This is a genomic window from Burkholderia sp. AU44665 (genome assembly GCF_030504405.1).
Taxonomy (GTDB): Bacteria; Pseudomonadota; Gammaproteobacteria; order Burkholderiales; family Burkholderiaceae; genus Burkholderia; species Burkholderia semiarida.
This window is the reverse complement of sequence record NZ_JAUJRI010000026.1, coordinates 35,156-47,641: the sequence shown is the minus strand read 5'-3', so window position 1 is coordinate 47,641 and position 12,486 is coordinate 35,156. Positions and strand designations below refer to the sequence as shown.

Below are 12,486 nucleotides of genomic sequence, written 5' to 3'. Positions count from 1 at the left end.
CGATATTTGATTTGCGCTTAAGCTTGCCGAATCCACCTACGGCATCTCGATATGCCTCCCTGCCCCCTGCTTCTGGGATGGGTTCGACAAAACCTCGATGCAGGAATGCCTCACGGCACAAGTATCGGCGGCCCGACTCTACGGCGTAACAATCATTGACGTTCTGTCTCGAGGCGACCGCCTAGAATGGGTTAACCTAATCGTCATATGATCTAATAGACGAATTCCGCAATTTCCCGATGACTTCCGCGGTCGATCCGTTCGCCGAGGCGCTGGCGCGAGAGCAGGCGCAACCTGTATTCGCCCTGACCACGCCGACGCGCGAGGATACCGCGTCGGTTCTGGCCGATGCTACCCGGTGGGGTCCGGCGGTACGCTGCTTCCTCTCTCCGTTCGATGCATTGTTGGACATGCTGTTCTTGCGGAGGCTCGATCCGAACGCGATCGAGGCCGTGGTGCGTTCGAACCGGTTGCCCCCTGAGATTTTTTATTCGAGTTGGCTCCGGCAGCGGCCACTCGTGCTGCACGTGGCGTGGCTCGCACATGGGCAACGATTGGTGACGGCAGACGACGGCCGTTTGATCCGGATAGCGCGGGAGCAATCCGCGCAATGGCGGGTGCGGCACCGCATCCCGGAAACGATGTCGATCGAAAGCGGAACTTGGGCGGTACTCGACCGGCTGCATGAACAGGCCGGCCTGTTCGCCTGGCGCGATACGCTGGAGATCTCGCGCCGGTGGTTGGACACGCCGGCGGCTGCGGAAGCCGCGCTACACCGGGCGGTTGCGGCACTCGGCTCGATCGAGCCAATCGTGGTGCCGGCCGACCGCGCTGAACAGTTGGCACTGTATGACCCTGAAGCGGGTTGTTGGCACTTCGTGCCGCGTGAATTGATTGTTTGACCTGTCGCGCAAACGTTGAAATTCGGAAGATTCAAACAAAAATCTGAGGGCCGAAGTGAGTATCAGCGAAACACTCAGCAGCTTCGCATCCGGGGCGGTCGACTGGAACCGCCGGCCGGTAGCATTGAATTTCGGTAAGGCGCAAGGGGCGTTGGGGCACCTGCTCGCCCTGCAGCACGCCCACGTGCACGAGGGATTGATGTCCGGCATCCAGGGCCATCTAACCTGCGTGTCGACGCGCCATAACCTGCCGCCGCAGCTATTTCTCGGCGTGCCGATCTCGATGCGACTCGTTACCGACCGTGGCCAGTTGCACTTCGTCAACGCAATCGTTCGGGACGTCCAGATCGGCCAAAGCGACGGCGAATTGTGCGTGTACCAGTTGACGGTCTGCGACGCGCTGTCGTTGATGGACAAGCGCACCAACTCCCGCGTGTTCCGCCAGCTGAGCGTCGTCGACATCCTCGGGACGCTGTTCAATGAATGGCGTCAACGTAGCCCTGCACTGGCCGCTGCTTTCGAATTCGACCTTTCCGGGCTTCACCGCGACCGCTACCCGGCGCGCGAGCTCACCCGCCAGATCAACGAATCGGACGCGAGGTTCGTGCGGCGGCTGCTGCGGCGCGAAGGGATAACGGTGTTTGCCAGAGCTGGGGCAGCTGCCACAGCGCGGAACGGCCACGATGAGACGCCTGTTCACACGCTCGTGTGCTGCGACGACCCCGCTTCGCTGCCAGAAGCACCGGCGGGTTCCGTCCGCCTGCATCCGCGCGACGCCGCTACCGAAGAGCGAGACACGGTGACGTTGTTCGCCCTGCACCAGCGGCTCACGCCCGGCAAGGCCGGGAGGCCTTCATGGGACTACAAAAAGGCAAGGATCGACGAGTCGATGGTGTCCACCAGTCTGGATCAAGGCGACGCTGGCAACGATCTGGCGCAACTCCTGACAGACGTCGCGATCGACATTCCGCATGCGGGTGACTCGTGGAACGATCACGAGCGCCTCACGCGTGCGCGCATGCTCGCGCATCAATTCGAGGCTGAACGCTACGATGGCGTAAGCAGCGTACGCGATCTGGCCGTGGGTGCATGGATCACGCTGACCGGCGACCCGGAATTGGACATGCAGACCACGGACAAGCGGCAGTTCGTGATCACGGCGATCGAGCATGACGTCTGGAACAACCTTCCAAAGGGGCTGACCGAGCGCGTCCAGGCGCTTTTCGCGGCGAGCCGGCATCTCGCCTACCCTTCGCCGCTCCAGGCATCGGCGGCCGCCGAAGAACCCGATACGCGCTACGAGAACCGCTTCACCTGTGTCCGCCGCGGTGTGCCTTTAACGCCGGCATACGATCCGCGCATCGACCTGCCGCCGACGCACCTGTTGACCGGCACCATCGTCGGCCAGGAAGGCGAGGAAGTATTCTGCGATGCGGACGGACGGGTGCGGGTGCGCATCCACGGCCTCGATCCGGCGGACCACGCGCACGCCCAGGGTGCTGGCACGAACGACAACGCAGGCGACAGCGCGCCGATTCGTGTCGGGGCGAGCTTGGCGGGCGGGAGTTTCGGCGCCCTCTTCCTGCCGCGCGTCGGCATGGAGGTCTTGATCGGCTGTCTCGGCGGTGATCCTGACCGCCTGGTCATCATCAACGTCCTGAGCAACGGAGCGAACCCGCCTGCGACGTTCACCCACGTCGGCACCCTCCCCGGCAATCGATACGTGTCGGGCATCAAGACCAAGGAAATCAAGGGACGCCGGTATAACCAACTGCGTCTCGACGATACGCCTGGCCAAATTTCAAGCCAACTGGCCAGCGAGCATGCGCATTCGCAGCTGAATCTCGGGTATCTGACGCAGCCGCGTCAGGACGGCCAGGGCCAGGATCGTGGCGAGGGCGCTGAATTGCGCACCGACGCGGCTGCCGCGTTGCGGGCCGCACAGGGGATTCTGCTAACGACCTACGCACGCTCGCAGGCGAGCGGTGGTCAGCTCGATCGCGATGAGCTGCTGCGGCTGCTCGGGGAGTGTACCGAGCTATTCAAGTCGTTGGGCGACTATGCCGGTCAGCACGGTGGGCAGGCAACCGATACTGCTGGTCAGCAGGCAGTTGCCGAAGCGTTCAAGGGCTGGACGCCCAGTAGCAGCGCGTCGGCCACGGGTACCGGCGCCGCGGCTGGGGCACAGGCGCTGCTGGCGTTCGGCGCACAGGCTGGTTCAGTCGCGATCACCCCGAAGACGCACGTCACGTATGCGGGCGAAAACATCGATCAGGTCGCGCAGCAGCACGTCCAACTGACCAGCGGCCAGAGGATCAACCTCCATGGCGGTCGCGGTGTCGCAATGTTTGCTCACAGCGACGGGGTGTCGGCGATCGCGAACCAGGGCAAGGTCACGCTGCAGAGCCAAAACGACGACACGCAGATCGATTCAGCGAAGAACATCCAGTTCACGGCCGCTGACGGGAAGATCACCGGCATGGCGAACGACCAGGTGGTCTTCACGACGTCTGGCGGTGCCTATCTGAAACTGCACGGCAGCGACATCGAGCTCGGTTGCCCGGGCAACTTCACCGTGAAGTCGGCCGGCCATTCATGGCAGGGGCCGGCAAGCATGAGCACGGACATGCCGAAGTTCGATCATGCGCCGCTCGGACGCGTGCCGAAGCTGGTGCGAGCCTCCGACGGTAACCCAATCGAAGGGTACGTCGGCGAGGTTCACAAATCGTCGGGCGAGATCGTGAATGGCCAGACTGACAGCGCGGGCACGATGGCTCCGATCGACCACAACCAGTTCGAACAGGTGGTCGTGAAGTTCTTCAAGAAAGACGCATAACTGAGAGACAGGGCACGGGGTATGTCGACAACACAACGCACTCCAGCAGCAACCGCCAAGGGTACGGTGCTGCCGAACAAGAAGAAGGAACTCATCGCGGTCAAACCCATGCCGCTACCTGGCGTCGTGATTTTCGTCCACGGCGTCAACTCCGAGGGCGAGTGGTTCGGTCCAGCCGAAGAGGGTCTCTGCCGCGGATTGAACCGGCGCCTTGGGCGGCTCGACGACCAGATGATGTTCAAAGGACCGGACGGTGGACAACTCACGCCGGCCAAGTACATCAAGTTCCTCACGAAGGACGGCTTCATCAATCCGAAAATGACGCCGCAAACCTACGTGCAGCCCGACCCGTCGTGGTCACCGGTTATCCATTTCCGGTGGGGACACAAGGCGAATAAGGAAGAACTGCAGGAGTTTGGCGGCAACATCTTTCTGAATGAACAAAACTACTGGGGTGGTGGGCCATTTGCAAATGGGTGCTCGAGTCTCCCGGATTTGTGGAACATCGGGGTCAACGACCGACTGTTCCTCTGGCTATCGGTCCAGGATCTGAATCCCGTTGACGCTCGCATGGTGTACTCGACACCAAACCGTCAATACGGCGTGATGGCTGCGCTGCGCCTCGCGAAACTGATCGAGTCGATCAGGAAGAAGCAGGCTGATTGTCCAATCACCGTGGTTTGCCATAGTCAAGGCAACATGGTCGGGCTCACAGCAGCGTTTCTGGGCGACCAATTGCCGGACGTGAAGGATGGCGAGGGGAAATCCGGCCGTTGCGTCGCCGACGCATATGTATTGGCAAACGCACCTTACAGCTTGGTTGGCAGCAACCTGGCCGATTCCTGGACTCAACGCGGTGCAAAAGATTCAGAGGGTCGACGCGGGCGAGAGACATGGGAGGCCCGGGTCCATACCCTCTCGAACTTCTTCGACATCATCCGCGCGCGCGCAGCCCTCGAACCTATGCCTGGCGATATCGATCCAGAGATGTCAAACGTGTGCACGTCGTCGAAGGGCAAGCCGTACACTGCTGCCGCTGATCGCGAGGCCCATGGCCTTCAGGTTTGGGGCAAGACGTCAATGGGGCCGACGGGCTACGGAAACACGTACCGCACATATGGCCGCGTCACGCTCTACTGCTGCCCGCATGATCAAGTAATCTCGGCAACAACCGTGCAGGGGATCGGCTGGCGTGGCTTGACCGCTTATGAAATCGAAGTCACGGGTGGTGCTGATTGCTTCACGCAGCGGGTATTCGCCTCGGGCTACCTTGTAGGCCAGAAACCCGGCGAGTATTACGATTACACGAAGAATGACTGGCGCTACAAGAAGGGAAAGACGAAAGGCTTCTGGTATCCCCCATCGCCCGAGGCGCGATTTTCGATCATCAAGTCGTTGCAGAACCGTACGACTCTTCACGACATGTGGGGGATCTGGCAGATGCGAGGTATCGGCTCGCTCGTCAACCTCGCACGACCGGCGGTCAATGCGACGCCGCCAGACTGGTGGGCAATTCCAATTGACGCGCCAAAGCTGGATCATCCGTTCACTCCTGTTGCAATGAAATTTGGTAGTCCGATCGCGCCTGTACATGACGGTCCGGGAGCCACCAGTCTCTTCAATGAGGGCAATGATCCGGTCGCGGCCGCTCGCGACAAAAACAAGGCTGCTGCTGACAAAATGCCCGGAGATGCGATCGACAACTACAAGGGCGCCACGCCACTTGGTAACGAGGATAGCGAAGCAGATATGCGGTACGAATTGCACGCGGTCGTGCGACAGACCGTCCGCCAACGTGAGCAAGGCAACGGCGCGCTCATTGACGCGAGTGGAAACGTCACGTCGGAGCAACCCGGTTCAAATGCCGATGGCAAGGCGAGGCAGTATTCGTCATCCACGGTGACAGCCTACCTTGGTGCGACGGAAAAGAACAATCCGACGAACCATTCGACGATCATGACGAACGCGATGCACGCGGAGCACGCTCTCGCGTACGACGTCGCAATCGGCGTGTGCAAACTGACGCCAGAAGACTGGAAGGATCTGCGCATCGAGGCGGACTGGCGCTTCGTTAAGGGACTCGACAAGAGCAATCCGCACCAGAAGTATGCGGAGTATTTCGTTTGGGGAAGAATGAACGGGCAATTCCTATCACGCTGGGTAAAATCGGACCCCGAAGCACACATGCCGAAGAAGATCGTTGACGAGCGAGATGGCGGGATGATCCTCAGTGCGACGCACGCCCTATGAATACCCTTCTCTCGACTTGGCCGCGACGCGTTGGCGTCGCGCTCGCCGTTCTGCTCTTGTCTGTCGCAGTAACGGCCACGTGGACGTATCATGCTCAGCAGGCTGCGACGCAGCCGCTCTCGGTTGAGGAATGGATGAAACGATTGATTGTGTTGCCGCTCCTGGTTGTGGTCGCCGTATTGGCGCTCTGGGCGGGACTTCGGAAATCCGGCGTGGAAAGGGCTGCGGCGGCAACGACGGCCACTGCGACAAGTGTTGCAGCGGCAGCTGCCGTCCCTGACCGACCGTTCCGTGCACAAGTCGTCGGACTGGCATGGCTAAACCCGCTCCAGCGGCGCGACTATCCAACCGAATGGCAGTTGCTTTGGACGATGGGCCTTGCCAAGCCCAACGAGCACGACGACATGGTGAAAGAGGACCCGAAGGGCTTCACCACCGTTCAACCGGTTGCTGGAATCGCGTACGGTAATGATGGCCGTGAAACGTTCGATGGCTTCTACGAGAAATATGTTGAACAGCTGCTCGTTTTGTTCGGCGAGACTTACGTCACGAATCCATCGTACTTCTACAACGTGCATTCCAAGGACAGGAAGAATTGGCGAGAACTCGCAGGCATGCATATCGAGTTCGCAATTCCTGAGAAACGGCTCGATCCGGAAGCATCACGAAAATTCCTTGTGAAGGACTTTACGTCTGCGTTCGAGATCGGAAACGTGGACGCACCTACTCTTTGGAGTAAAGACACCCCGCCAGATGTCCATATCACGCCGGGCGGCCCGAACGCAGGCTTTACTTCGCTGAATCGCGCACTCGACTATCTGCAAGCTCATCCTGATCAAAGCGTATGGGTGATGAACTGGGACGCGCCGAGCTTTCCGCCGAAGGACAACCAGATGAACGAGAACATGGTGCTGCTCGTTCTGACGGGCCCGGCCTTTGAGACGGGGCGAGAACCGCTTGCCTGGATTGGACGAGCCGCCGTCGGCAACGTGAACGACTTCGAAAAGAAGTCCGGCACGACCCGCGCAGTTCAGGCCTGGAAATCGACGATCGACCAAGCCGCGCACAATGCCGGTGTCGCGACGACCGACCTGCATTATGTGGTCCACGACGCCGGCAAGGGGAGCGACGACGCGTCCGCTCGCCTTGGCGCTTTGTCGCAGACGTTGACCGAGGTGCTGCCGGAATATGACTACAAGACCCAGACGTTCAACACGCCGGCGCTCCTCGGCGAGATGGGTGCCGGTACCGCGCTGACGGACGTAGCTCTGGCGATCAGTCGAGCGAACCATCTCGGTGGCAACACGCTGGTGGCCGGCACCACAGATGCGGAACACCCTACTGCCGTCGTCGTGGTGCCGCCGGCGAAGCTGAATCCCGTCGATCCGAAGAAGCCGTGGTTCCGTGCGGCTGGCGAAGGCAATGCCTATCTGCCGTGGTGGGGCAAGCGCCACGATGTCGACTACAGCCAGTACGGGCAAGGCTATAGCTTCTGAGAATGCGAATGTTGCGAGAGATCGCTCACCGTGCGCGAAGCACTGGTGAGCGCGATTGTGTAACTGGATGAAAGGCGCCTTTATGGAACCGGGAGCGTATAGGCCGTCTCGCTATCGTTATTTTTTCGGGTGGGGAGCTGGGCTGATTGTTGTAGGTGTGGGGCTTCTGCCTGTCCTTATCGTGTTTCTCGCCATTGGCGCATTCGACCAGTGGCATATTCAAAGCGAAGGTCAGGTGCTGTTTTATTTCTCCGTGCCCATTCTTATGGCGTTCGTGGGGCTCATTCTGATCGCCGTAGGGCTCGTCAAGCGATTCAAAGAGCGCTCTTGAGGCGATGTAGCTGCACGGCGCGCACTGTTTAGACAGCCGGAAGTCAGTGTGATTTTGTGTCGACGATGAATCAAGAGCGTAAACTTCCATGCGTGGCATTATTCGGGTAGGTGATGTACACAGTCACGGCGGCCGCGTTGAGTCAGGCGCCGCGAACAGTGAGGTCATGGGGCGCGCGGTCGCACGGATCGGCGATCGCTGCATATGCCCGATCCACGGCGAGTGTGTAATCGTGGAAGGTGATTCGGACTTCAATGTCGAGGGAAGTTTTGCGTCGTTCGACGGCCATAAGACTTCGTGCGGCGCCGTACTGATCTCGTCCATGCCCACGTCAGGGCGCGGCTAATTCGACCGGCGTTGAACTAACGCCGCCAGAAGCAACTTTCGGGGCGTGTGCAATTCGCCCAAACTTGCCCGCGGAAGAACGGCGACACGATGGGGAATAATGGTCGCGAGAATGAACATGCGCGATCCGTTCTTCCGTTGGCGCGTGCGGCCCCATTCCGGGCTCAGGACATCGGACGAAAACAAGACGCCCGGAGCTATTTGAATCAGCTGAGTCATCGCGGCGCTCTCCTGTTGAATGCCGTGTTACATCGCGCCTCACACTTGCCCGATTGCGGCTGACGTGCACGCCGACGGTTCTGTCTGCTCGCTGCACCGCCAATCTGATCATATGGCGCTTGCGCCAGTTGCTCCATCAATATCGCGTGTAGGTCACATGCGGCCGTCTCATCGCATTGCTAAATTATCGTGCGCGGGTAGGGAAAAGGACATCCCGGAGTATGGCGAGACGAGGCGCGTAACGGACTTTTCGGGATTGACCACCCACATCACGATACGATACGTATCGTCGTTGCAGTTCAGGGGCAAGACGACGGCTTCCAGATGAGGAAGATCGATCAGGAGTTCACGTGCCCGATCCGGTGACGCGCTCAGCACGGCGCATACACCCCGGCGGCGCTTGGCCGCAAATCTCGCCTCGAGCATCGGCAGCAAGTCGTGAGGATAGCGGTCCTGCCGCAGATCAAGTACCGGCGTGTCAGCGTGCTTCCACCGATCTATAGAATTCGTGCTACCAGGCACCGGATTCGTCAACGCGACATCGACCTCGATCGTTGCGATTGCCCGAGTTGGGCGCTCGCCTTTTTTTCGACCGCCCCCTCCGCTCGGAAACGCACGCTGATGGTCGGCGCTTACGGCATGGCGCGCACGGTGCCCGTAATAAGCGCAAAAACCAGGGAGTGGTCCGTCGAGCACGTCGGACAGATCTATCCCGTGCCACTGGATAGGCTCCGCCGGTGCCTCGTTAATCGGCCAGAGGTAGGTGCCCCACAGGTTCACCGTCGTGGTTGCCTTCATCGTTGTGCTCCGTGGATACCACATGGGATCGATACGTGCGGACCGGGCAGCTGCCGTCCACCATTGCTCCCGCTGCATTCTCGGTTGCGCGGCTATTGATCGCTGTCCACGACTTCGAGCGCCGAGACGAGAAAGCCCCTACTGCGAAGGGATCCCTTGGCCGTTCGCCATTCTCACACGACCTTGTGGGCGACACTCAGCGGCTTGCGCCCGATGCTACTCCCAGCTACCGCCAGGCCAACATGGCCCTTCACTATCATTACCTGCCGCTTGCCCCGCTCACGAACCTTTGTGCCAGGCGTAAGCCCAATCTCGGTCATTCTTGATCTCCGGTTTGCTTATAAGCTTTGCTGATCGTCGCTCCGGCAACGCAGCGTCAGACAGTCTATCCAGGACCGTACGATCAGCCGTCGGCCTGGCAGGGGTTCTCTAGTCTAGCGGGTGCTGGTTAATCCACCTCAAGCAAGTCGACACATCCCAGAGGATCATCCCGCCCAACGAGAGACAAAGCCATATTGGCTTTCGCGACGAGTTCGAGTGGTCGAAGACGTTGTACGTAGTGACCATGAGTAATCCTGTCCATCCCGGCACCGGCGAGCTTTGCCACGGTGCGAAGGCTGGCGGTAAGCGCAACGCTATCGAGTCGCCCCCCATGCAGTATCAGATTTCGCTGGCGATAGAGCCGGTGGAAGGAGTCACCGATCATGTCTTTGATCGTATGAAGTTCAAGACGAGGATCGGCAAGCAGTTTTCGGATTCGTGCAACGGCGGCCTGGTCCGCGACGCTAGGCAGCACGGGGATACGATCGTCGCGAATCATAGCAGCCAGAATTCGGCAACGCTCTCGATTGACGTCCACACCAGAAAGCTCGGCAAATTCGGCCGGCATGATGCGCTCGACGCGATGGGAAAGTGCGGTGAGTTCGGCACGCGGGAACGAGCAGGTTACCAGTGTCGCCAAGTTATCCGCCGCAGAAGAGCGATCACTCGGATCCGCGAGTAAGCCCTCGATTGCGCCCCAGCCGCCCGCGACTGCGGCCGGCGGCGAACTCCCTTCTAGGTGGGCCAGTAGCTCGAGTGCGGCATCGACGTCCTGGCTGACGTCTGTAGCGAATACCCGGTCCTCGCGAAACAGCTCTCTGACCGCAACGCCCCGGGCACTAGCAGTCATGGGGGCGGCGGCCGCGCTACCACGGACCCACAGGTGGGGAAGGTATGCGAGCGGTTGGCCGGTTCCAAGGAGCGCCCGCGCTGAATAGCGCTCGGCTTCATTGCGAGCGGCATCTGCAGCGCCAACCTCGTCACGCGCGCGAACGGTAATGATCATGGCGGCCGCCGCTCGAACACCCGTGGTGTCGAAGCCGTTTGCCGACAACCATCCCGTAATCGCAGCCCCGGTCAGCCAGATGTCGGGGAGCCCGCGCCGAACCCAAGGGGCGGTCCTGAACGCAAGCATCACCTCAAACTGCCGCGGAACGGCCGTCTGCACTTCGCCCTGCAGCTGTTCGCAAAACTCTGCCAGGGTCACGGCCTCGGGCGATTCCTGCGTGGAAGTGATCAAAGCGCGCAGATACTGGCCGGAAAATCCGCTGTCGAGCAGATGGGCGCCAACGTGCCGTGCGAAGTGTTCCGCGCGAAAATCGCCTCGCTGAACCGCAGCAGCCCATCGCGCGAGATAGTCGCGTGAGACGCGTTCGGAAAGCTCGCGGATCGCATAATGCGCAACGCCCTCAGCACGCGGCACCTGTTGCACCTGTTCGCGCAGGAATGCCTTTTCTTCCCTAGTGAATCCTGGGTGTCCGCCGACCCGTCTTTGTAATGATGACGCGATGCGCTTAACCGCGGGCTCGCTCAGATGTCCCTGCCTCATCACGGAACAGGCCTCAAACAACTCGTCCATGGAAAGCGTGGTGCCGATACCCCAGAGCGAGCGATACCAATGCTTGCGATCAGTGAAAAATTCGGCGAGCCGTGCCAAGGCGATTCGTTCGGGCTGGTTGACAAGGTTGAACATTTCGACTAGTGTATGTGTTCGGCCAGTAGCAGTGCTGGTCTACAGTCTAGTGGGGCGCGACCCAATTGGTGCAAGCAGTCTCGACTGCCGAATCCGAAAGGCTCAAGCCCCCAGTTGTTCGAAGCCCCGCCTAAAGCGGGGCTTTTTTATGCGTGCCGACGCTCGCTGCTGTCAGGCCCACAGCTGGATGCCATCAAATTATACGGGTGCGCCTCGGCGTTATCGGCCCCTTTTTATGGTCCGGTCATAGTCGCGTCACCGGGCAGTCGATTTTCAGGGCCCGCTCAGCGCTAACCACAGCTAGCTGGCCGGTCCAATCCCGGCTTTCGAAATTCCCTTTGTCCGCCCCGTCATTACAGGGGCTCGGACCGACGAAGGCCCGTCATCTGCTTTGATTTTATTGAAACAGAAATCCTGCATACTGCCATCCAACTCTGGCTTTCAGGAAAGATCAAAATTTGGTTCGCGAATAGTTCAAACATTACTTCGGCGGACGGCATTCGCTATATTTTCCGGAACGCGATCACCAATTTGCCCCGCTCATGCCGAACCTTGATGATGTCCGCTGGACGTTCTGCCTCGCCGATATCGAATCCGCGGGCAACGCTCTGCGGGTGCGTGCCTTCCTGCGAGACGTCGTGGAGCCGGCCTTGGCCGCGTTGGACGCAGACATTGATCGCTGGGCCAACATAACCGAAGGCGGAGCACCCTTCGCCCATCAGGACGCGAAAGAGTTGCTGCGATCGACCACGGAGGCGTTCTGCCTAGCGATCCATTCCCTATTCGAGCGGCAGATCCGCCGGTGGCTAGCGGGGTGCGTATGCGCCTTCGCCCATTCCAAGGAGCGAATCGAGCGCGCGCAAAACGGCAACCTGAACGTCATGAGCATTCTGCTTAAGGAAGTACGAGGCATTCCGCTGAGCACCTTCGACAGCTATGCTGACCTCCAGCGGCTTCAACTGCTGGCGAACGCGTGCCGCCACGGGGACGGCGATTCCGCCTCCCGCCTATTTAAGCGCCACCCGGAGTTGTGGCAGGACTGGCCCCCAATGCCGATGATTTTGCCGGGGCAAGCGGAGCCGTACGTGTACGGCGGTTCGCCAACGTTCGACCGCATTGTTGTGCCACGGCAATGGCTGCGGGACTTCGTCGATGCCGTCGCGTGGTTTTGGGAAGACGTCGAGATCGTGCACTGCAACAGCCTGAACGGTCCGAACCCGAGCGCAAGTCACCGCCTGGCGGCTTTGCATCAGGCACGCGCTGCCCGACGGAAGCCCGAGTTGCACCCAACATGA

General features: G+C 60.3%; 10 protein-coding genes. 7 read left to right on the top strand and 3 right to left on the bottom strand.

Translation table 11 applies throughout. The features are described 5' to 3' along the window. Positions 1 to 239 precede the first annotated feature (239 nt). The 6 genes from QZM15_RS30005 to QZM15_RS29980 all read left to right on the top strand — a co-directional run bounded on the left by QZM15_RS30005 (position 240) and on the right by QZM15_RS29980 (position 8,161). Positions 240 to 902 (top strand): hypothetical protein, encoded by a 663-nt coding sequence (locus tag QZM15_RS30005; RefSeq protein ID WP_109343263.1) that lies wholly within the window; start codon positions 240 to 242, stop codon positions 900 to 902. A 55-nt stretch (positions 903 to 957) separates the two neighbouring features. Continuing rightward, positions 958 to 3,738, top strand: a complete 2,781-nt coding sequence (locus QZM15_RS30000) for a type VI secretion system Vgr family protein (RefSeq protein WP_226094263.1) — start codon at positions 958 to 960, stop codon at positions 3,736 to 3,738. Between the two features lie 21 nt (positions 3,739 to 3,759). Beyond that, on the top strand, positions 3,760 to 5,988 hold the full coding sequence (locus tag QZM15_RS29995) for a hypothetical protein (RefSeq protein WP_226094262.1): 2,229 nt from the start codon (positions 3,760 to 3,762) through the stop codon (positions 5,986 to 5,988). After that, a complete protein-coding gene (locus tag QZM15_RS29990; RefSeq protein ID WP_109343264.1) occupies positions 5,985 to 7,484 on the top strand; it encodes a virulence factor in 1,500 nt (499 codons plus the stop codon). The genes QZM15_RS29995 and QZM15_RS29990 overlap by 4 nt, the downstream gene beginning before the upstream one ends. Before the next feature lie 67 nt (positions 7,485 to 7,551). Then, positions 7,552 to 7,815 carry a hypothetical protein gene (locus QZM15_RS29985; protein WP_146211724.1) on the top strand — a complete coding sequence of 88 codons (264 nt, stop codon included), beginning with the start codon at positions 7,552 to 7,554 and terminating at the stop codon, positions 7,813 to 7,815. Between the two features lie 88 nt (positions 7,816 to 7,903). Next, a complete protein-coding gene (locus QZM15_RS29980) occupies positions 7,904 to 8,161 on the top strand; it encodes a PAAR domain-containing protein (RefSeq protein WP_109343265.1) in 258 nt (85 codons plus the stop codon). Here QZM15_RS29980 and QZM15_RS29975 read toward each other — a convergent pair. From QZM15_RS29975 to QZM15_RS29965, 3 genes are all read right to left on the bottom strand, one after another. Further along, complete coding sequence (locus QZM15_RS29975) at positions 8,158 to 8,379, bottom strand: hypothetical protein (protein ID WP_146211725.1); 222 nt, start codon at positions 8,377 to 8,379, stop codon at positions 8,158 to 8,160. The genes QZM15_RS29980 and QZM15_RS29975 overlap by 4 nt on opposite strands. A 168-nt stretch (positions 8,380 to 8,547) precedes the next feature. Next, the gene (locus QZM15_RS29970; protein WP_146211726.1) at positions 8,548 to 9,177 is read right to left on the bottom strand and encodes a hypothetical protein; all 630 of its coding nucleotides are present in this window, start codon (positions 9,175 to 9,177) and stop codon (positions 8,548 to 8,550) included. Positions 9,178 to 9,625: 448 nt separating this feature from the next. Then, the gene (locus tag QZM15_RS29965) at positions 9,626 to 11,191 is read right to left on the bottom strand and encodes an integrase (RefSeq protein ID WP_109343266.1); all 1,566 of its coding nucleotides are present in this window, start codon (positions 11,189 to 11,191) and stop codon (positions 9,626 to 9,628) included. Between the two features lie 542 nt (positions 11,192 to 11,733). Here QZM15_RS29965 and QZM15_RS29960 point away from each other — a divergent pair. Continuing rightward, on the top strand, positions 11,734 to 12,486 hold the full coding sequence (locus QZM15_RS29960) for a hypothetical protein (protein WP_109343267.1): 753 nt from the start codon (positions 11,734 to 11,736) through the stop codon (positions 12,484 to 12,486).